The organism is Pectobacterium atrosepticum (assembly GCF_000740965.1).
GTDB classification, from domain to species: Bacteria; Pseudomonadota; Gammaproteobacteria; order Enterobacterales; family Enterobacteriaceae; genus Pectobacterium; species Pectobacterium atrosepticum.
The window spans coordinates 2,144,029-2,166,125 of the sequence record NZ_CP009125.1 but is presented as its reverse complement, the minus strand read 5'-3'; the positions used below and the strand labels follow the sequence as shown (position 1 = coordinate 2,166,125).

The 22,097-nt window shown below is 51.3% G+C and carries 18 protein-coding genes; 4 read left to right on the top strand and 14 right to left on the bottom strand.

What is annotated here, in order from left to right; all coding sequences use genetic code 11:
- Nucleotides 1-90: 90 nt before the first annotated feature.
- The 4 genes from rpsA to serC form a co-directional block, all read right to left on the bottom strand.
- Nucleotides 91-1,764, bottom strand: a complete 1,674-nt coding sequence (gene rpsA / locus GZ59_RS09530; protein WP_011094135.1) for a 30S ribosomal protein S1 — start codon at nt 1,762-1,764, stop codon at nt 91-93.
- 116 nt (nt 1,765-1,880) lie between these two features.
- Nucleotides 1,881-2,561 carry a (d)CMP kinase gene (gene cmk / locus GZ59_RS09525; RefSeq protein ID WP_039291402.1) on the bottom strand — a complete coding sequence of 227 codons (681 nt, stop codon included), beginning with the start codon at nt 2,559-2,561 and terminating at the stop codon, nt 1,881-1,883.
- 220 nt (nt 2,562-2,781) lie between these two features.
- Nucleotides 2,782-4,071, bottom strand: coding sequence for a 3-phosphoshikimate 1-carboxyvinyltransferase (aroA, locus tag GZ59_RS09520; protein WP_039291401.1), 1,290 nt, complete (start codon nt 4,069-4,071; stop codon nt 2,782-2,784).
- 82 nt (nt 4,072-4,153) lie between these two features.
- Nucleotides 4,154-5,239 (bottom strand): 3-phosphoserine/phosphohydroxythreonine transaminase, encoded by a 1,086-nt coding sequence (gene serC, locus GZ59_RS09515; RefSeq protein ID WP_039291400.1) that lies wholly within the window; start codon nt 5,237-5,239, stop codon nt 4,154-4,156.
- Between the two features lie 392 nt (nt 5,240-5,631).
- On the opposite strand from serC, the gene ycaO reads away from it, so the two are divergent.
- The 4 genes from ycaO to GZ59_RS23725 all read left to right on the top strand — a co-directional run bounded on the left by ycaO (nt 5,632) and on the right by GZ59_RS23725 (nt 11,676).
- On the top strand, nt 5,632-7,395 hold the full coding sequence (gene ycaO / locus GZ59_RS09510; protein WP_039291399.1) for a 30S ribosomal protein S12 methylthiotransferase accessory factor YcaO: 1,764 nt from the start codon (nt 5,632-5,634) through the stop codon (nt 7,393-7,395).
- 452 nt (nt 7,396-7,847) lie between these two features.
- Nucleotides 7,848-8,708, top strand: coding sequence for a formate transporter FocA (gene focA, locus GZ59_RS09505; protein WP_011094140.1), 861 nt, complete (start codon nt 7,848-7,850; stop codon nt 8,706-8,708).
- Nucleotides 8,709-8,765: 57 nt separating this feature from the next.
- Nucleotides 8,766-11,048 carry a formate C-acetyltransferase gene (gene pflB / locus GZ59_RS09500; RefSeq protein ID WP_011094141.1) on the top strand — a complete coding sequence of 761 codons (2,283 nt, stop codon included), beginning with the start codon at nt 8,766-8,768 and terminating at the stop codon, nt 11,046-11,048.
- A 466-nt stretch (nt 11,049-11,514) separates the two neighbouring features.
- Complete coding sequence (locus GZ59_RS23725; protein WP_039275386.1) at nt 11,515-11,676, top strand: hypothetical protein; 162 nt, start codon at nt 11,515-11,517, stop codon at nt 11,674-11,676.
- A 265-nt stretch (nt 11,677-11,941) separates the two neighbouring features.
- On the opposite strand, the gene GZ59_RS23670 is transcribed toward GZ59_RS23725, so the two are convergent.
- From GZ59_RS23670 to GZ59_RS09440, 10 genes are all read right to left on the bottom strand, one after another.
- The gene (locus GZ59_RS23670; RefSeq protein WP_039291393.1) at nt 11,942-12,196 is read right to left on the bottom strand and encodes a hypothetical protein; all 255 of its coding nucleotides are present in this window, start codon (nt 12,194-12,196) and stop codon (nt 11,942-11,944) included.
- Between the two features lie 83 nt (nt 12,197-12,279).
- The gene (locus GZ59_RS09485; protein ID WP_039291391.1) at nt 12,280-13,950 is read right to left on the bottom strand and encodes a hypothetical protein; all 1,671 of its coding nucleotides are present in this window, start codon (nt 13,948-13,950) and stop codon (nt 12,280-12,282) included.
- Complete coding sequence (locus GZ59_RS09480) at nt 13,947-14,510, bottom strand: baseplate complex protein (protein WP_039291389.1); 564 nt, start codon at nt 14,508-14,510, stop codon at nt 13,947-13,949. The genes GZ59_RS09485 and GZ59_RS09480 overlap by 4 nt, the downstream gene beginning before the upstream one ends.
- Nucleotides 14,507-15,208, bottom strand: coding sequence for a hypothetical protein (locus GZ59_RS09475; RefSeq protein ID WP_039291383.1), 702 nt, complete (start codon nt 15,206-15,208; stop codon nt 14,507-14,509). Before GZ59_RS09475 ends, GZ59_RS09480 begins: the two co-directional genes overlap by 4 nt.
- Nucleotides 15,209-15,823: a tail fiber assembly protein gene (locus GZ59_RS09470; protein WP_039291381.1), complete on the bottom strand. Its 615-nt coding sequence runs from the start codon at nt 15,821-15,823 to the stop codon at nt 15,209-15,211. It lies immediately after the preceding gene.
- Nucleotides 15,823-17,778: a phage tail-collar fiber domain-containing protein gene (locus tag GZ59_RS22435; RefSeq protein WP_051623282.1), complete on the bottom strand. Its 1,956-nt coding sequence runs from the start codon at nt 17,776-17,778 to the stop codon at nt 15,823-15,825. The genes GZ59_RS09470 and GZ59_RS22435 overlap by 1 nt, the downstream gene beginning before the upstream one ends.
- Nucleotides 17,779-17,784: 6 nt before the next feature.
- Nucleotides 17,785-18,417: a hypothetical protein gene (locus GZ59_RS09455; RefSeq protein ID WP_039291379.1), complete on the bottom strand. Its 633-nt coding sequence runs from the start codon at nt 18,415-18,417 to the stop codon at nt 17,785-17,787.
- A complete protein-coding gene (locus GZ59_RS09450; RefSeq protein ID WP_039291377.1) occupies nt 18,410-19,594 on the bottom strand; it encodes a baseplate J/gp47 family protein in 1,185 nt (394 codons plus the stop codon). Before GZ59_RS09450 ends, GZ59_RS09455 begins: the two co-directional genes overlap by 8 nt.
- Nucleotides 19,591-19,920 carry a DUF2590 family protein gene (locus tag GZ59_RS09445; RefSeq protein ID WP_039291372.1) on the bottom strand — a complete coding sequence of 110 codons (330 nt, stop codon included), beginning with the start codon at nt 19,918-19,920 and terminating at the stop codon, nt 19,591-19,593. The genes GZ59_RS09450 and GZ59_RS09445 overlap by 4 nt, the downstream gene beginning before the upstream one ends.
- Nucleotides 19,917-22,097: a phage tail tape measure protein gene (locus tag GZ59_RS09440; protein ID WP_039291370.1), complete on the bottom strand. Its 2,181-nt coding sequence runs from the start codon at nt 22,095-22,097 to the stop codon at nt 19,917-19,919. The genes GZ59_RS09445 and GZ59_RS09440 overlap by 4 nt, the downstream gene beginning before the upstream one ends.

Sequence of the window (22,097 nt, the reverse complement as noted above, 5' to 3'; positions counted from 1 at the left end):
GCGCCTCCAAATGCGTGGCTATCAATAGCCGGGATAACTGACTACCGTTACAAGAATGAGCAACTCACGTTGCTCATTCTACCGTTGTGATTACTCGCCTTTAGCTGCTTTGAACGCTTCTGCCATCGCGCTGGAGAAATTGTTTTCTTCCGGCTTGTTGTTAACAGTTGCGATTGCATCTTTCTCGTCAGCTTCGTCTTTCGCACGGACAGACAAGCTAACAACGCGGTTTTTACGATCAACACCGGTGTATTTCGCTTCAACGCTGTCGCCAACATTCAGCACCAGTGTTGCGTCTTCGATGCGATCGCGAGAAGCTTCAGAAGCACGCAGATAGCCTTCTACGCCGTCTGCTAATTCAACTGTAGCACCTTTGGCGTCAACTGCTGTAACTTTACCAGTAACAATAGCACCTTTCTTGTTAACAGACAGGTAGTTATTGAACGGGTCTTCAGACAGTTGTTTCACGCCCAGAGAGATACGCTCGCGCTCTGCGTCAACCTGCAGAACAACAGCGGCGATTTCATCACCTTTCTTGTATTCGCGAACGGCTTCTTCGCCAGCCACGTTCCAGGAGATGTCAGACAGGTGCACCAGACCATCGATGCCGCCGTCCAGACCGATGAAGATACCGAAGTCAGTGATTGACTTGATTTTACCTTCAACGCGGTCGCCCTTATTGTGAGTTTCTGCGAACAACTGCCATGGGTTGGATTTACACTGTTTCAGGCCCAAGGAGATACGACGACGTTCTTCATCGATATCCAGAACCATTACTTCCACTACATCGCCAACGTTAACAACTTTGGATGGGTGGATGTTTTTGTTGGTCCAATCCATTTCGGAAACGTGTACCAGACCTTCAACGCCTTCTTCGATTTCAACGAAGCAGCCGTAATCAGTCAGGTTGGTTACGCGACCAGTCAGACGAGTGCTTTCTGGGTAACGCTTAGCGATAGCGACCCATGGATCTTCGCCCAGCTGTTTCAGACCCAGAGACACACGGGTACGCTCGCGGTCGAATTTCAGCACTTTAACAGTGATTTCGTCGCCCACATTGACGATTTCGCTCGGATGTTTAACACGTTTCCAAGCCATATCAGTGATATGCAGCAGGCCATCAACGCCACCCAGATCAACGAATGCACCGTAGTCAGTAAGGTTCTTAACGATACCTTTAACTTCCATGCCTTCCTGCAGGTTTTCCAGCAGTTGATCGCGTTCAGCGCTGTTTTCAGATTCGATAACTGCACGGCGAGAAACAACAACGTTGTTGCGTTTCTGATCCAGCTTGATAACTTTGAACTCAAGCTCTTTGCCTTCCAGATGCAGCGTGTCGCGAACCGGACGAACGTCTACCAGAGAACCTGGCAGGAACGCACGAATGCCGTTCAGCTCAACAGTGAAACCGCCTTTAACTTTACCGTTGATAATACCAGTAACAGTTGCAGCTTCTTCGTAGGCTTTTTCCAGCGTCAGCCATGCTTCATGGCGTTTAGCTTTTTCGCGAGAAAGCAGAGTTTCGCCGAAGCCATCTTCGATAGCGTCCAGAGCAACGTCTACTTCATCACCAACCTGAATTTCCAGTTCGCCCTGTGCGTTCTTGAATTGTTCTACCGGAATGGCAGATTCAGATTTCAGACCGGCGTCAACCAGTACGACATCTTTATCAATAGACACAACAACACCACGTACGATGGAACCAGGACGGGTTTCGATTTCTTTCAGGGATTCTTCAAAGAGTTGAGCAAAAGATTCAGTCATGTTTGATAATCTTAAGGGTTTCAATTTAACGTCCATCTGGCATCCTGCTCGATGGGGTTGTTTAACATGCCCCGCTGTGCATCCTTACAGCGAGGTAAAAATTCAGTTTTCTGTGATTACGACGCTAAAATTTCGCGGGCATAAGCCAACGCGCGCGCTATCACTTCATCGATTGTCATTTCCGTTGAATCCAGCACCAGCGCATCGGCAGCAGGTACTAACGGCGCAACGGGGCGGCTACGATCACGATCGTCCCGTTCTTTTATCTCAGACAAAAGACGTTCAAAGTTAACATTAAAGCCCTTCCCCTGCAACTGTAGCATGCGACGTTGTGCACGTTCTTCCGCACTGGCATCCAGGAAAATCTTCACTGGGGCGTCAGGAAAGACCACCGTTCCCATATCACGTCCATCGGCAATCAACCCCGGAGCCTCACGGAAAGCACGCTGCCGACGTAATAATGCTTCACGAACACGAGGAAAAGCTGCAGCCTGAGAAGCCGTGTTGCCCACCGCTTCGGTACGAATTTCGTGGCTAACGTCTTCGCCTTCCAGAATGACTTTCAACTGCCCGTCTTCTGCAACAAAGCGCACATCAAGATGAGAGGCTAGCGGGACCAGCGCATCTTCTGAACTGATATCCACATGGTGGTGTAACGCCGCCAACGCCAAAACACGATAGATAGCCCCCGAGTCCAGCAGGTTCCATTGTAAAGCTTCAGCCAATGCCTTACATAAGGTACCTTTGCCTACGCCGCTCGGTCCGTCAACCGTAACTACCGGTGCCATCACCGTCATTTCTCTCTCCTTAATACTGGGAAGTTCCGCTTATGCCGTTTATGGCATTACGGAGCCTCATTATACGCATCAATGCAGAGAAAGGTTACCCCAATGGCGGAATGGCGGGAAAAATAAGGCATTCTCTGAACGCGCTACGCAATTTCAGAAAAAAACACAGCGGAATGTGGTGGAAATCGATCGAGGAAAAAAGGCACGAAAACCGTGCCTTAGAATGGAATCACGCTAGTTCGCTGAGACGCGCCAATTGCTCGAAGTAGTCAGGGAAGGTTTTAGCCGTACACTTCGGATCCAAAATCGTGACTGGCGTATCCGACAACGCCACCAGCGAGAAACACATCGCCATACGATGATCGTTGTACGTACCGATTTCTGCCGCTTTCAGCTTGGCCGGTGGCGTAATACGAATGTAGTCGTTCCCCTCTTCCACTTCCGCGCCCACTTTGCGCAGTTCAATCGCCATCGCAGCTAAACGATCGGTTTCTTTCACACGCCAGTTATAGATATTACGTAGCGTGGTGGTTCCGCCCTGAGCGAAAAGCGCCGCCGTAGCAATAGTCATTGCGGCATCAGGGATGTGGTTCATATCCATATCGATCGCGTGCAGTTCACCACGTTCGCATTCAATATAATCCTCGCCCCAGCGTACGATTGCCCCCATCTTTTCCAGCACATCAGCAAAGCGGATATCACCCTGTACGCTATTACGGCCCACGCCAGTCACACGTACAACGCCACCTTTAATCGCCGCCGCAGCCAGGAAATAAGAGGCCGACGACGCATCGCCTTCAACCAGATAATCACCCGGTGAGCGATACTGCTGACGACCTGCCACGAAGAAGTGCTGGTAATTTTCATGGCGCACGTCAATACCGAACGCTTTCATCATATGCAGCGTGATATCGATATACGGCTTGGAAACCAGATCGCCCTGAATGCTGATTTGCGTATCCTGCGCGGCCAGTGGCGCAGTCATCAGCAGAGCAGTCAAAAACTGGCTCGATACACTACCATCTACGCTGATTTCACCGCCCTGGAAACCGCCGTGTAGACGAAGCGGCGGATAATTCTCCTGTTCAAGATAGTCAATTTTCGCCCCGCCCTGACGTAGTGCGTCGACCAGATGCCCGATCGGCCGCTCTTTCATTCGGGGTTCGCCTGTCAGCACAATATCGCCATCCGTCAGGCACAGCGCTGCAGCCAGTGGGCGCATCGCGGTACCCGCGTTCCCTAAAAACAGTTCTAGCGGCTGCGACGCTGCAAATGCGCCACCCAGTCCAATAATTTCACACACGGTCCGGTCGGATGACAGATGATATTCCACCCCCAGCGCCGTTAACGCAGTAAGCATATGACGGACATCGTCACTGTCTAACAGGTTAGTCAGTCGGGTCTTTCCTTCCGACAAGGCGGCTAGCAAAAGCGCACGGTTAGAAACGCTTTTGGACCCTGGAAGGTTAAGGGTACCGTTAATCAGCTTGATGGGGTGTAAGGTCAGGGATTCCTGCATGTGAAGCCTATTCTTTCAAAGTGGATATAAAAACCCCGGAAAGCCCGGGGTTGATCAAAATGTATAGCGGGGTTGACGTTAATCAACCGTGGCGGCGTACGAAGTCGGCCATAAACTCAGTCAGCGCTTTCACGCCTTCCAACGGCATCGCATTGTAGATAGAAGCACGCATGCCGCCCACAACACGATGGCCTTTCAGCGCATGCAGACCCGCCGCGACTGACTCTTCCAGGAAGACTTTATCCAGTGCGGAATCTGCCAGTAAGAACGGTACGTTCATACGAGAACGGTTCGCCAACGCGACGTCATTACGATAGAAGTCGTTACCATCGATCGCGCTATACAACAAGTCAGCTTTCTCTTGGTTACGTTTTTCCATTTCAGCCAGACCGCCATGCTCTTTCAGCCATTTGAAGACCATGCCGGACAGATACCAGGCAAACGTCGGCGGCGTGTTAAACATGGAGTCATTGTCCGCCAGAACTTGGTAATCCAGAATCGATGGCAGTTCACGACGTGCTTTACCCAGCAAATCCTCACGCACGATAACCAGCGTCAGGCCAGCAGGGCCGATATTTTTCTGCGCACCGGCATAGATCACGCCATAGCGGCTAACGTCAATGCGACGGGACAGAATGCTGGAAGAATAGTCGGCGACCACAATTTTGTCGCCAAAATCCGGCTCTTCTTCAATCGCAATACCGTCAATGGTTTCATTCGGACAGTAATGCACAAACGCCGCGTCATCAGACAATTTCCATTCACGCATCGGTTTAATGCCGCGCAGATCGTCTATGCGCGTTTTTACGTCAATCACGTTAGGCGTGCAGTACTTTTCGGCTTCATTGATTGCACTGTGTGCCCAATATCCGCCGTCGATGTAGTCCGCTGTTGAGCGCTCACCTAGGAGATTTAACGGCACTGCCGCAAATTGCGCACGAGCACCGCCGTGGCAAAAGAGCACTTTGTAGTTGGAGGGGATTTTCAGCAAATCACGCAGATCTTGTTCGGATTCAGCGGCAACCTGCATAAACTCTTTACTGCGGTGGCTGATTTCCATGACCGATGTTCCCAGGCCATTCCAATTACATAATTCCTGTTCAGCACGACGCAGTACTTCAACCGGCAGCATTGCTGGACCGGCGCTAAAATTAAAAATCTGAGTCATTTCCCCTCACCACACCTGAAAAATAGCGGCTGTTTTATCACCGTTGTTACAAATACCATTTTTATACCCGTCATACTTCAAGCTGCATGTGCGTTGGCTTTCCTGCAACTCGAATTATTTAGAGCATATAGACCTGCCGGTTATAAAAACACCGCTGTTACAAGATCGTAGCTATAACGGAACGACCGCCATAACCACACTACTTTTACCCTGCTATCGGTTTTATCACTCGTCCATCGCGGCTGCAATGCTTATTGCGCTTTCATTATGCAAAACGACACGTTACGTAGTCTGTTCTTTTTCGCTGTTGCCGATCTGTTATGAATGAATAGAGTCCAGACAGAAAAATCCGTATCATGCCGCTTCCGCTAATCTCGATAAGAGTGAACACCATGACTCAAACGTTTATCCCAGGCAAAGACGCCGCCCTGGAAGACTCCATCGCCCGTTTTCAACAGCAACTCCAGGACCTGGGGTTTAACATCGAAGAAGCGTCATGGCTGAACCCAGTGCCGAACGTCTGGTCTGTCCATATTCGGGATCGCGATTGTCCTCTCTGCTTCACTAACGGCAAAGGTGCCAGTAAAAAAGCGGCTCTGGCTTCCGCGTTAGGCGAGTATTTCGAGCGTCTGTCCACCAACTATTTCTTTGCTGACTTCTATCTCGGCAAAACTATCGCTAACGGTGATTTCGTTCACTATCCGAATGAAAAATGGTTCCCTATTCCAGAAGATGATGCGCTGCCGGAAGGTATTCTGGATGCCCGTCTGCACCAGTTTTACGACCCAGAACAGGAACTGAGCGCCAGCGATCTGATCGATCTGCAATCCGGCAATGCCGACAGAGGTATTTGCGCACTGCCGTTTACTCGTCAGTCCGATCAGCAAACCGTCTATATTCCGATGAATATCATCGGTAATCTGTACGTCTCTAACGGAATGTCCGCCGGTAACACCGCCAACGAAGCCCGCGTTCAGGGGCTGTCAGAGGTGTTTGAGCGCAGCATTAAAAACCGAATCATTGCTGAATCCATCAGCCTGCCGGAAATTCCACAAGACGTGTTGAACCGCTATCCAGGCGTGGTCGAAGCGATTGCAACGCTGGAAAAAGAAGGCTTCCCGATTTTTTCCTACGATGCCTCACTGGGCGGTAAATATCCGGTTATCTGTGTAGTACTGTTTAATCCTGCTAACGGCACCTGTTTCGCCTCCTTCGGCGCACACCCTGACTTCGGCGTAGCGCTGGAGCGTACCGTCACTGAACTGTTGCAGGGTCGCGGCCTGAAAGATCTGGACGTATTTACTCCACCGACGTTCGATGATGAAGAAGTTGGCGAACACGCTAATCTGGAAACCCACTTTATCGATTCCAGTGGTCTGATCTCCTGGGATATGTTCAAGAAGCAGGCGGATTATGAATTTGCCGACTGGAGCTTTAAAGGGTCGACAGAAGAAGAATTCGCAACGCTGATGGCGATCTTCCAGCAGGAAGATAAAGAAGTCTACATTGCTGACTATGAGCATCTGGCCGTTTATGCCTGCCGCATCATCGTGCCGGGAATGTCAGATATCTACCCTGCCGACGATCTGCTGTTAGCCAATAACAGCATGGGTGCTCATCTGCGTGACACACTGCTGGCGCTGCCGGACAGCAAATGGAAAAAAGAAGACTATCTGGCGCTGTTGCAACAGTTGGATGATGAAGGGCTGGATGACTTCACTCGCGTACGCGAGCTGCTTGGTATTGCCACCGGAAAAGATAACGGCTGGCTCACTCTACGCGTTGGCGAATTGAAAGCCATGCTGGGTCTGGCCGGTGGCGATCTGGATCAGGCTCTGATCTGGACAGAATGGACGCAGGATTTCAACGACTCCGTCTTTACGGCACAGCGCAGCAATTACTACCGCTGCCTGCAAACCCTGCTGTTACTGGCACAAGAGCCTGAGCGCGATCCAGCAGAATATTACGATGCGTTTACCAAAATGTACGGCAGCGAGACGGTCGAGGCTGCCAGTGCCGCCGTTGCTGGAGAAGCGTGTTTTTACGGTCTCTTTGCCGTGGATGACACATTTACTTCTTTACCTGCGCACCAGTCGCTACTGGCTGCCTATGAAAAACTGCAACAAGCTAAACGTCGTTATTGGCAGGCTAAATAATGCCTGAGTGAGGCAGCCAGCACGCGTCTCATAGCGATGAGTGCGATCCATTGCAAATAGCAATCTACGCATCACCACCTGAAATAGCCCTTTAATTTAAAGGGCTATTTCATTATCCAAAGGGCAATACTGATTATTCGTGATGCATAACCAGAGTATTGTTATTGAATGGTGAATTTTTAATTAAATTACCTCGACAAGGTGGTACTAAAATTCTACAAAACATGATTTTCATTAACGCTAAATCGGTAGGTTTAACGTATGCCATTCAACTCTTTTTGTAAAATTTAAAATATTTTTATATTATATAATTCAATACGTTACCTATAAAATTATACTATCACCCCCTACTTACCTGCCTATTAATTTCTTGCAATATGATCCACATCAAATTTTACCGTATACTGCTTTGTTAGTATCTCAACGCTGATAAATTTTAAGAGAGAGTTAGTGTGAAAGCTGACAACCCCTTCACTCTATTACTACCGGCCGCTATGGCAAAAGTTGCTGAAGACGCCGGAGTCTATAAAGCTACCAAACAACCGTGTACGACGTTTTATTTAGCGATCACTGCGGGTGTGTTTATTTCGATCGCCTTCGTCTTTTATATTACTGCCACTACCGGGACCGCGACGATTCCTTTCGGTATCGCGAAACTGATCGGGGGTATCTGTTTTTCCCTTGGCCTCATGTTGGTTGTCGTCTGCGGCGCAGACTTGTTTACCTCAACCGTTCTCATCGTGATTGCCAAAGCCAGTGGACGTATTACCTGGAAACAACTAGCCTGTAACTGGGCTAATGTTTATGTCGGCAACCTGATTGGCGCGCTTTTCTTCGTTGGACTTATCTGGTTCTCGGGAGAGCATATGGTCGCAAACGGTGCGTGGGGTCTGAACGTCCTGCAAACAGCTGAACACAAACTTGAACATACGTTCGTTGAAGCGTTGTGTCTGGGTATTCTGGCAAACCTGCTGGTCTGTCTGGCCGTGTGGATGAGCTATTCTGGCCGTACGCTTACAGATAAAATGTTTGCAATGATTCTGCCTGTCGCCATGTTTGTTTCCAGCGGTTTTGAGCACAGCATCGCCAACATGTTCATGGTTCCTATGGGCATCGTTATCAAAAATTTTGCGGCCCCGGAATTCTGGAATGCCATTGGCATGGTGCCGTCTCAGTTTGAACATTTAACCGTTAGCCACTTCATTACCGATAATCTGATTCCCGTCACCCTAGGGAACATCATCGGCGGCGGCGTAATGGTCGGTTTAACATATTGGGTAATTTATTTGCGCGGTGGAGACAAGCACCACTAAGGTGCAATCGGCCGCAACGTCGGGTTTTAAGAAATCCATATCAAAGGTAGGTGTAAAATGACCGAGCTGAATGAAAAATTGGCCAATGCATGGCAAGGCTTTAGCAAAGGTGAATGGCAGGATAACGTCAATGTTCGTGACTTTATCCAGAAAAACTACACGCCGTATGAAGGTGATGAGTCTTTCCTAGCTGGCGCAACCAAAGCGACCTCAGCGCTGTGGGACAGCGTCATGGAAGGCATCAAACAGGAAAACCGCACTCATGCGCCTGTTGATTTTGATACCAATGTTGCTGCAACTATCACGTCTCACGACGCGGGATACATCAACAAAGGCCTGGAAAAAATCGTTGGTCTTCAGACTGACGCTCCGTTGAAACGTGCGTTAATTCCGTTCGGCGGCATCAAAATGGTTGAAGGTTCATGCAAAGTTTACGGTCGTGAACTTGATCCTCAACTGAAAAAAATCTTCACTGAATACCGTAAAACGCACAATCAGGGCGTGTTCGATGTTTACACCCCAGACATCATGCGTTGCCGTAAATCTGGTGTTCTGACTGGTCTGCCGGATGCTTATGGCCGTGGCCGTATCATCGGTGACTACCGTCGCGTTGCGCTGTACGGCATCGACTACTTGATGAAAGACAAGTTTGCTCAGTTCACTTCTCTGCAATCCAAACTGGAAAATGGCGAAGACTTGGAAGCAACGATCCGTCTGCGTGAAGAAATTGCCGATCAGCATCATGCACTGAGCCAAATTAAAGAAATGGCAGCTAAATATGGCTGTGATATTTCTAGCCCAGCAACGACAGCTCAGGAAGCCGTTCAGTGGACTTACTTCGGCTATCTGGCTGCAGTTAAATCACAGAATGGTGCGGCAATGTCCTTCGGACGTGTCTCCACCTTCCTGGATATCTACCTCGATCGCGATCTGAAAGCAGGAAAAATCACGGAAGAAGAAGCTCAGGAAATGATTGACCATCTGGTCATGAAACTGCGTATGGTGCGTTTCCTGCGTACACCTGAGTATGATGAGCTGTTCTCTGGTGACCCGATCTGGGCAACAGAATCTCTGGCTGGTATGGGTCTGGATGGTCGTACACTGGTGAGCAAAACCAGCTTCCGCTTCCTGAACACCCTGTACACAATGGGGCCTTCTCCAGAGCCGAACATGACCATTCTGTGGTCTGAGAAACTGCCACAAAGCTTTAAAAACTATGCCGCTAAAGTCTCCATCGATACCTCTTCTCTGCAATACGAGAATGACGATCTGATGCGTCCTGACTTTAACAACGATGACTACGCGATTGCTTGTTGCGTAAGCCCGATGATCGTTGGCAAACAAATGCAGTTCTTCGGTGCCCGTGCAAACCTGGCAAAAACCATGCTGTACGCAATCAATGGCGGCGTGGACGAAAAACTGAAAATGCAGGTTGGTCCGAAATCAGAACCGATCAAAGGTGATGTTCTGAACTTCGACGAAGTGATGGAACGTATGGATCACTTCATGGATTGGCTGGCTAAGCAGTACGTCACCTCTCTGAACATCATTCACTACATGCATGACAAATACAGCTACGAAGCGGCGCTGATGGCACTGCACGATCGTGACGTTTTCCGTACCATGGCGTGTGGTATCGCTGGTCTGTCTGTTGCTGCTGACTCCTTGTCTGCCATCAAATATGCCAAAGTTAAACCAATTCGTGATGAAGATGGTCTGGCTATCGACTTTGATATCGAAGGCGAATATCCGCAATTCGGTAACAACGACTCTCGCGTAGATGAACTGGCTTGTGACCTGGTTGAACGTTTCATGAAGAAAATTCAGAAACTGAATACCTACCGTGGCGCAACACCAACTCAGTCTGTTCTGACCATCACCTCTAACGTGGTATATGGTAAGAAAACAGGTAACACGCCAGACGGCCGCCGCGCAGGCGCACCGTTCGGACCAGGTGCTAACCCAATGCACGGTCGTGATCAGAAAGGTGCGGTTGCCTCTCTGACTTCTGTTGCCAAACTGCCGTTTGCGTACGCGAAAGATGGTATTTCTTATACCTTCTCCATCGTACCTAACGCGTTAGGTAAAGACGACAACGTGCGTAAAGCTAACCTTGCTGGCCTGATGGATGGTTACTTCCACCACGAAGCCAGCATCGAAGGCGGTCAACATCTGAACGTCAACGTCATGAACCGTGAAATGCTGCTTGATGCGATGGAAAACCCGGAAAAATATCCGCAGTTGACTATCCGTGTATCTGGCTACGCAGTGCGTTTCAACTCACTGACTAAAGAACAGCAGCAAGACGTCATTACCCGTACCTTCACACAGTCAATCTAATTTCCATGGCTGTCTGAAAAAGCGTAAAATAAAGGCTCCACGTCAGTGGGGCCTTTTTCTCGCCCTCGCTTGTCGTTCAGATTGTCAGCCTGTTTTGCCAGCCCGCTATATTGCCTTCATCATGTGGATGGCTTGCAAAACAGATTCGACGCAGCATCTGTCATACGGTGTTCTTCTGTCAGAAATTCCTGCCAGATAGGTACCTGCTTTCTCATGACTGCGCTCATAAAGACCGCTATTGTCCGGTCAAATTTGGAGAAAACCTCGCAATGTCAGTAATCGGTGACCTGAAATAGACCATAACAACATGAAATAAAAGGATTTATTTTATTCAATGTCCACACATTGACCACATCGACAATAAGCCCGCGTAATTGCGGGTTTTCTTTTGCCTTCTCACTTTACACTTAAATTATCATATAGTATTTTACTATATTTCAATTGAGATAGATAAAAGGATGCTTCCATGCCACTACTCGACTACATCAAAAAATACTACAACGGGAATCAGGCATCGTTTGCCCGACTCACTGGCGTACAACCTGCCCAGGTGACGCAATGGCTGGAAAAAGGATTCATCGTTGTAGATCACACACTGTACAGCCCACGTCGCAAGCTCGGCATTTAAACGTGTCGGGCGAACCATCACAGAACGCCCTGAATCTGCTTTCCGTCATCAGCCCGCTAGCTTTTTTTACGGCCCCTTAACGATCCTTTTGTAGATCCTTTCATGCAATATTTTGCAAACACTTCCGACAACGCTATCACCCTGCAAGCCGCGCCCGCACTGGATTTCTCGCATTTCGGCAAAAATAACAACCTCAAAATTTGTTCATAAAAAAAGTGACGAAAACCGCAAGTGATCCTTTTAAAACAATGCATTACTCAATTCATCACGCGGGCGTCATGCGCCTGATTTTGCAAAATGCTGCAAAACCTTGCGTACCGTGCAAAAGCGCCCAGACACCAGAACCCCAGCCACCGCGCGGGCTGGCGGTATGGTTTGCGCCAGATTTCTTTTGCAAAATTTTCATGATCCAAATCGTGCAGGCGGGTGCGGTGTAGCGCGCTTTACGTCTCGCTGGCGCTTCCGTATGCGGGCTGAGAACTCCGGCGCGGGCGATGGTTGAGCGATCACGAAACGACACAGACCGTCACGTTAATGACAGCCTGCGGGGCTTAGAATTTGATTGATGCGGTTTTACGTGGAAGGGTAAAAATGCGCAGCCTATCAGGCGATGAAGGGGCCGTATTTCTCGCTTAACGCCGTAGCACGTTGACCGGTACCATTGATCGCCTCGGCGTTAAGCGGTGTGCCGGTATTGTTATGCGTGTGGTTGGCCGTCTGCTGCGCCAGCGTGTGCAGCACGTCCAGTGTGTCCGTCAGTAGCGTGAGCACATTCAACTGATCGTTGCCCAGCCTGATTGATGGCGCAATCAATTCTTGTTGTGCGGCGACACTGCGACGGATACCCGCGATACGCTCTGTTAGTGCCCCCGCAACCTCTGAATGGTAGTTCTGGCCGACATAGTCATTCCGGTCTTTGCTGCTACGTATCAGCATGTTTGCCGACGTTCCGATCGCATAATCCCCGTCCGCCAATGCCACAACCGCGCCAGCCAATAATTTATGGGTACCGAGCACGGTTGTGGTGTCTGTCCCGTTGACTGTGGTTGTCCGTGTCGTGGTCGTGCGAGTTTCTGCATCGCTGGTAACGTGGCGCTGACTGCTGCGTTCCTGAATAGTCTGGTCAGTTTCACGCTGCCAACTGCCATCAGTTGTGACACGCTGGCTGACGCCTGCGCGTTGCTGCTGGAGCTGTTCACCTGGCTTAATATCTGGCAATGCCATGCCGTCCTGCATGGTCTGCCTGATAACCGGTTTATCGGGCCGTCCCTCCGCGAAGCCAATTTCAACAACCGATCCCGCAGGCGGATACTGAAACATGCCCCCTTCAGCCCCTGCCATCGGAACGGGCAGTGGTACCGCGTGATATTCGGGTGTGTCGGCGGCAGGGTTGCCGTTCTCATCCATCAGTTGCAGGTTGACTGCATAGCGGGGACGAAACGGATCAGACTGGTCACCCAGCGCGGCACTGTCGTTAGTGCTCATCACTCGCGCCAGACGTGGCAGGTGTAATCCGGCGCTCAGCTCTGGGTAATGCTGTTCTATCTGGCGTTGCGCGGGCGGCTTCTGCGCGGGTTTGCCGCTGGCATTCAGTGGTGTCCACGTCAGCGACATTTCATCATTATCAATAGCCACTTTGGTAATGCGTCGGCTGTTAACAATAACCCCTGGACGAATAGCCGGAATGACCGGCAATGTCTGGGTATTCCCTGCCCCGCCTGCGGTAGAAAATTCATTGGGAACGTCAACAGGAGAATCAGCAAAACGCGAATCCGCGTAGCTGCCCACATAAACCTCACCATCCGGCAACTGGAACCACGTATAGTCAGGAATGGCAAACGCACGCCCCAAATTAGCCAGTAGCAGATAACCACTGCCGGAATGGGTGAAATGTGGGATTGGCGTATCGACATACCGCGCGGCAGGCAATGAAAACCGCATGGACGTGCTGGATTCGAGTTGTTTTATCACATCACGTAGCGTGGGATGTTGCAGCGAGATCGGCCAATGGCGCTCAAATACACCAACCAGCTCACGAATAAACAGACGCTGTGCGCCGTTCTCCGCAGGCGCACAGCGTTCAACAAATCCGGTAAACCAGCGGTACACCGACGTGTTGTACCCCAAATCTAAGCGAACCAGCTCGCCCGTGACATCACGATCGGTCAATGCCGTAACAAACCCCAGTCCGCATTTATTCAGCTCCAGCACCAGATTTAAGCCACTGACGGGAATATCGTCGCCAGCCAGCCGCAATGCGATGATCGGTTTCATGTCTGTTCCCCTGCGGGGCCTATCTTGTTATCGATTTTTTTCAGCACGGATTCAAACCAGGAGAGCTTTTCCTCACCTTCATCGGCGTTGCCTGTTCCGCTGGCCGTTTGTGCCGTTGCACCGGCACTGGTTCCCGCCCCGCCTTTGGCGCTGGCCTGCGCCGCTTTACGCTCTGCCACGCTAAAAAATTCTTTCAGCGTGAAATTCACCAGCCAGGCCATTTTGTCAGTCTGCGGCGCGGCATCGATAGCGCCGGAGAAGGTTGCTTCCCTGAACTTTATCGCCTGGGCGACTTCATTCGCCACGCGGTAACGCTTCATGCTGCCGTCAGCACTTTTAGCCTCTGCCAGCGCAAACAGGCGGGTAAGCTGTGTTTTCTCAGCAAACGGGATCAAACCGGAAACCCGCAATTCCTTGCCCTTAATTCCCTGCTCTGCGCTGGCCGTGCTGCTGGCCTGCCCGCTCTGGTCTTTATCCTGAATTTGCATTGAGGGCGACACCAGAATATTTTTTAGCAATATCGCCTCACCATCCAACGCCAGCACAATAATCTGATTCATCGTTCTGTCACCATTTCACGCAGCGGCCCCAAATCCTCGCCAACAAACATCATGCACAGCGTCAAGACGGCATCAGGGTTAGGGATATCTTCCCGCATGTCCAGCAGCGCCGTTTCGACACTACCGCTGACTTCTAACGCCCAAATAGGCACTGACATCCCCTGTAGCTGCTGTAATGTCTCACCCGCTGCGGCTAATAACGTCTGACGCTGGGCAGCAAACCCTGCCAACGCGTCGGCGATATCCGCCATACCCGCGCCGCTTGCCTGCCCGATAGCCTGCTGCATCGCCTGCGCAGTGGAGGCCGAGCGGGCGGTACTGAATGACAGCGGTACCGCAGCGGGCAAACTGCCTGCCATCATGGGGCGCTGCATTTTCGTTACCGCCAGACTCAACGCCGAGCGTGCACGGCGCTGAACCTGCGTCAAATCAGGCAACGGGAACACCGCAGCGGCGGCAGTTAACAACGTAATAAATTGCTCAATCGTGGGCGCAGTTATCATGAATATCACGACATCATGATTGGCGGGCGTACCCGCCAATTTTCCCGCCAGTGTGTTAACGGCGTTGGGCGGACTGAGAAAAACACCAGATTCCACCGTCTGCCCGACACCAAACGTCCACGGATGAACGACCACTGTCGAGCATGTGATTGGGCGCATGTTCGCGGGGATAGCCAGGCGTTTTTCATGCCACATTTACTGTGGTGCCTCCGGCCAGTCGATTTTCGCCGCATTCACATCAATGCGACTCAGCAGCACCGCGTATTTCTGCCACGCTGTCAGTGCCGTTTTCTCGTCATCGGTCGCAATGTCCAGATCAATGGCATAGGTCAGTTCATTAATGCGCGATGTCGCAGCGGCTTTGCGTGTCGCCAGCTCCAGCTGTGCGGCCTTGAGCGCGGCGGCGGCTTGCGCGGCTTTATCGATAACCCACTTTTTACCGTTCCAAACATCGAATTCGGTGGCAGGTTTCAGCAGCGTGACGTTATCCGGCAGTTCACCGAACTGCGTAACGATCTGTGCCTGCCGCGTGTTCATGCTATAAACGGTCTGACCTCTATAGTCTGGCACAGCCTCCCACGCCTTTCCGTCATCTGTACGGCGCAGCGCCTGACCAACGGGCGGTAACTCGGGTTCATCGGCGTAGCTGTCAGCGGGTAAGCCAACACCCTGCATGACGTACTCATAACTAGCTGACTGATATTCGCGTGTCGCGGAGTTCACGTGATAAACCGTAATCCAGCCCGCATTGATTGCCAGCCCGCTTTCATTCAGCTCTGCGTTTTTAATTTGTGTTGAATAGTTGCTCATTATGCGGCTCTCACGATGTAGTTAAATGCGATATTGCGTGGGCGGTTTTCCGACGCTGTCGGCACAGTGCGTGATGCGTCAAAACGCATGCGTGATGGGCATGAATCCCCCGCCCCATCAGCGATAGCGCCAACACCAAATTCATGCAGCAATTCAAACACGCCGCTTGATTGCAGGTTTTCCCCTAAAAACTGAAGATTCTGTGCTGTCGTCCAGATCTCGCCAGTGATATTACGAATAGCATCGCCTTGAGCACTGAGCAGTACACGTGCGGCGTCAATACCACGGGCATCATCCCACCCCCTGATAAACTCGCCGCGCAAGTCCGGCAATACGCCAGACGGGTACGCCAGCGATAACTTAGGGTATTCGGATTTGTTAAACGACTGACCTGCGCACTTCATCCAGCCAGTCGGGGCGACTGCCTGGGGCCACGGCAGTGGAATACCCGCGCCGTCATTGATAGCGGACTGCACAAATTCGGTTGATGCAATCTGCGTTGTATTCGTACCCTGTGCCGCGGTTGTTACGCGAGGCAATCCGTGTAAGCTGACTTCGCCATCCACCAATCTGATTGATGACCCTGATCGGTGCTCAAACGTTAGTGCCTGCTCGTTATTGCCGTACCGCATCCCGACAAACGCTATCGCCTCTGTGCTCTGCGCATTATTAAACTGGATGTATGCACGCTGCCCGTTAGCCGTGGGCTTTATCGTCAACACGTCATCGTCGGCAGACAGCAATTTCTTTCCGGTAATCACCTGAAATGTATTGAGGCTGACGGCACCAATGTTTGACAAAAAGACGCCTACATCATTGATATCCGAACCGTTCTTATCTTTCTCCAGTTTTCCCGTTAACGCGCTTAATACCTTTTTAGAAAAATCAGGATCATTGTTGACCGCTTCAGCGAGGCTTTTCAGTGTGTCCAGATCAGCAGGCGAATCATTCACTAACGCCAGAATTGCCGCTTTCACAAATTCAGTTGTAGCAATCTGGCTATTACTGGTCAGTTGCGACGCGGTCGGCGCGGTTGGCGCTCCAATCAGCTTAGGGCTCTTCAATGGCGCATATTTTTCAGCCGCTGCATCAATCTGTAAAAAACGCTTATCGAGCAAATAGACAGGGGACGCCATACGATTATCAACAACCTGCCCCGCCGTGATGGTAGCGACCTTCGCTATGTAGTGTGCATAGCCGTTTTCGTCAGTGTAATCCGCCAGTTCCGCCGCAGTGCGGAGCGTTACACGGTTTTCCCATGCACCCGTCACCGTTCCCTGACGGCTAACGTCCACCCATACGCCCGTATTCGCACTAACAGCCAGTTGTTCCGCAGCATCCAGCACAGCACGCAAACCACCGACATACCCCACACCTGGTGCTACCATCGCCTGCGTACCCGCAACCGATACGTTGAACCCATCCCCCAGAAATGCGGCGGGGCCGTAGTAATCCAACAAAGCCACACGGAGTGCGTCATCCATGCCGTACAGGCGGGCAGAAAAATCAATCTGCCAGGTCTGCGCAGATACATTGATCTGCGTCGCTTCTGCGGCCCCGTCAAACTGCATAGCCAGATTTCTGGTCAGGCTGTTTCCCTGCCTGCCGTTCTGCGTTTTTATTTTTTGCTGAGTACGAACATGGACAATCATCAGTACCGTTTGGGTTTGACTATCGACCAGCCCTATCCAGTTGTAATCCCAATCCCCGATAGCGGTGTCTAACACAACGGAATAGACCACCGCGTTAGTATTGAGCACACCCGATTGCGTGATAGCGGCACGGTGTTTGATTGCGGCGGCGTCGGGCATCCCCTCATCACGGCTCACCGCCTGATCCTCATCCTGATTAGGGATGAGAGCGAAAACAATCTGATCGGGAACGGCGGGTTGCCCGTCCAGCGTTTTTTTTACGTTCCATGCTTCAAATGCACGGGTAACAATACTCTGTGCCATAAATCCTCACTGACTGGCTGTGTAGTATTCGGTTGATGAGGTAAACGCGGGGGCGTTCGTTGGGGTTCGCCCTTCGACCAGGCCATGCACAGTGTCAACATCGACCGCGTAAAACGCGGCATCATGGCTGAACTCAGCAGCACGAATACGGGATATATCCGCGTTCGTTACATCAAAATGGTAGCGTCGGCACGTCCGGCCATACTGGCGGATCAAATCCATCATCAACGTGTTATAGGTGCCGAGTTGCTCGTCATCCAGTTGCACCAGGATAACGTCCCAGTCATGTGCGGGCTGGCGTTCAGCCAGCGTCACATCACCGATATCAAGCCGCCTGAAGATGTTGATAAACCCCGCAACGCTGCCCGCATCAACCGCGTTGATAAACGCGAACTTCACCCGTTTGCGGTAGAGTGCTAACGGCTCCCCGTTAAACCGCTGGATATCACGCTGATAGGCCATCGCGTCAAGCAGCGCCACGTCACACGTTTCAGCGTCAAACTGACGTAATGGAAATTGCACCCAGTCATACGTTTTCAGCCAAAATTGTTTTACGGCCGTAAACAGCTTGATTGGTTCCCCTTTATCCATCCAGGGTGGCAGCGGCTGACTATCCAGCCACGTTTTGAACTCAGACATTTTTAAATACCACGCTGACACCCGACAGGCGCGGAATGCTCAGATCACTGACAATATCTGACTCACTGAAGGTGATTGACTCGATCACAGGAAAATACTGGTGACACTCCCCCGCCAGAGCTGAAAAGGAAAAACGGGAATAGGGCCACGTCTTTTTCACGTCATAATCGGTGTTCTGACGGAATGCACAGCGGATCAGATCCAGCACGTTAACGCGTAACGCCTGCAATTCCTGTATCGTGAAATTTTCATAATTTTTCAGGTAAACCGTGACGCCGAGCGGTACATCAAACTCCGGCAACGGCATACACAGGACATCATCACCGTGCCCGTGGTGCCCTTGCGCCATCACATAATCATTGACCGTATCGATAAATGGCTGACTGGCAACGCCGGAATCCAGCAACAAAAAGACATTGGCTGTACCTGGCCCGCGTGGCGCGTCATGCTGAAAAAAGATACGGTCAGTCGTCAGCCCTGCAATCTGCGCAATCGCGCCACGATAGACGGCATCAATGTGATATTGCCCAGGCAAATTAAACTGATTGCGCACCCTGTCGCGTAGCTCGTCATCAGATTCAACATCTGCGCCTGGCGCTGTCAGCCAGTCATCGTCGTTAACAACCTGCTCAATGTTGTCTACACCAACCGATAAAATGCGATAGTAGCCAGGCGCAAGGTTATGCCCGCTACCGGCACCGGTGGCAGTCACCGGAATCAAGGCGCTGCTGATACCGGCATCAATAGTAAAATCCGCATCTGTTGTCAGCCGGTAGACAGTACCGTTGATCCGCTCGGTCTGAATCTGCGTTCCCGCAGGAACAACGGCCGTAATACTGGGATCGGATTTAGTAAACAAAATCACGCCACGCGCTCCCGCCGCGCCTTTGCGCTCAAGATTGACAGCCCAGGCGAACACATCAACAAATGCCCCGCTGGCGGTAGCCAGGTACAGATTTTTCATCACGGTGTTAACCAGCGCATTCTTTAACCACATCACCGGCGCGGTAACAATCGCCGTGATTAATCGCCAAAACGGGGACATACGGGAGGTATTCGTTATCATGCCCGCATCGGCAACAACCTCGTCAAACTCGGCACGGATCTGTTTATCGGTAACAGGCATGCCCTGTTCAGCCAGAATACGTTCATAGTCGGGATTGGGGCGGTTACTCATAATGGTTCACTCACTGAAATAGGGCCGAAATCATACGTTTCAGCGTCAATGAAATAATTTCCACGACCGTTATCACGGATAACCACCGTCCCTGGCACCAGGCGCGTATCTTCTTCTGTCAGCAGCTCCATGCGTAACATGATGTCACTGCGCAATACCGGACTGCGTTCAGCAACCAGCTGTTTAACCAGTCCTGATTCAATCAGCCGGTGAACCACATCCTGTGCAATGCTGACGCGGTTATTACACAACTGCGGCTCATTACCGGTATTCAGCGTAAAATCACCGTCAGTGATTAGCAGGTCAAAATACAGTGCATCACTCATCCTGCGGCCAGCTCCTGAGATTCGGCGATACTGGTGAACGTTGCGCCGTTAGGTGGATAGATATTCACGCTGGCAATTTCCGTTTTGCGCGTATTTGCCGTGCTTTGATTATTGGTCTGTAAGGTTTTGGAAATCCCGCCGTTCTGCATCGGTGGCGCGGTTATTCCTGCCGGTGCGGCCAATGTGCTGCCGGAGGTCGGCTTCAGGTCAATATTGATACCAGGCAGATAATTCAGCCCCTGCGCAATGAAATTGTAGGTTTGGGTAAACGAGTCCATTAGCGAGGCCCACAGCCCACTAAAAATATTTTTTATGGCGTCAACAAATCCACCGAAGGCCGCAACAGGGGATAATCCCGCAAAGAAATTCACGGCCATTTCCCACCCGAGCTGTATCGATGACCAGAGGTCAGCAAAAACGCCATCCAGCACGCGGCACGCCTCAACCACCCAGCCGATAGGAGCCAGGATCCAGCCGATAGCCTCCGCAACGATACGGCCACACATTTCACCCGCTGACGTGACGCCCGCCAACTCTTCAGACGAATACGCAATCGGCGTTAACAACTCAGAGAAGCTACCAAACAGCGCTTTTATCCCCTGCCAGACAATCCCGATGGCAGCACCCAGTAAATCAAACAGCGGAGACAGTGGCGCCAGCGCACCGGACGCCTCACTAAACCCACTGATAAACCCGTTGAAAAATGCTTTGATGGGGTGCCAAAACTTCACGACAGCGATGACAACCAGCGCAATGGCAGCAATGATGGCGAGGATCGGCCAGATGACCGCATTAACACCAATCGCCGCCGCCCAGGCAGCGACTTTGGTGACGATAAATGACGAGCGCAGCCAGTTCATTGCCGTTGTCGCTTTTGTACCGATTGAGGTCATGACGTTTAATTGCCCCGTGACCAGCGCTAATGATTTAGTCCCGAGCGACCAGAGCGGTAACAGCCCCGTCCAGATAAATCTGGACGCGCCAAAGACGATGTTAGCTGTCGCGCCCGCTGCCGCAAACGCCAACGTAGACAGGGCAACATACCCCAGCCAGCGGGCTATGTTCGGGAACATATCCAGCCATTTAGCAAATTTTTCACCGATAGCGATCACGGTGTTACCAAGAGGGGAAATAGCAGGGATCAGCCGCATCCCGATCGATACTCGGATACGCTCCCAGACCTTATCGAGACGTTCCCACATATCCGCCATTTTTTTCGCCATTTCCGTGGCGCGATCCAGCCCCTGCGTATTCCCCATATCGCGCATATGCTGACGCAACTTATCAGCCTGGCCCCACGTCGCCGTTAATGCCTGCGCACCATCACCAAACGCCTTATTTAACGCGGCCTGTGCTTTGATGTTGCCCTCGATCGAGCTGCCAAATTTTCCCTGTAGCTTTTGCAGGATGTCGGGGAATTGCAACATCTTGCCCTGCGCATCGGTGAAACTCAGACCAAGCTGTTTACCGCCCTCTACCGCTGATTTCAGAAACGCATCATAAATCCCGCCCGCTTCCGTGCCTTTTGTCTGCTTGAGCATCCCCATCACAGAAAATTGCTCATCCATGCCCACACCCATCTGTGTGCCGGTTCCTTTACTGGACTTCACCAATTCCTTGATTTCGTCCAGACTGGTGCCAAAGTTCTGCACCATGTACGCCCCTTTTGACGCCATCATTTCAGCAAACGGAATGTTGCCCATTCGCTTTGCCACGGTGCTGAAGTTACTCGCCATGTCATTCATGTAACTGGCGGCACCTTCAGCACTGGATTTTGTTGCCACGGCCAGCGTATTCAGGCCCGTGGTATATCGGGGAAGCTCGGTGTCAGTTATCCCAGCGATTGAACTACGGATGACCGTTGCTGACGCGACAAACTCCGCCGCCGACTTACCGTACGCCGTGCTGAATGCCTGGGCTGATTGATAAACTGCATCCAGCGACTGCGTGCTGACGTTACGTGTCGATAATTCATCCAGCGCTTTTTTGACGTCGTTAGCAGGATCGAGCAACCCCTTAACGCCCTGAGCGACGCCCCACAACCCCGCCGCCCCAACTGCCACCCGTGCCAGCGCATCCGCACTGCGGTTAGCAAACTGTTCAACGGATTGCTGTGCCCGCCCCAGCGGCGCACTCAGTTGGTTTTTCAGACTCAATAAAAAGCCCAGCTCTCTCAT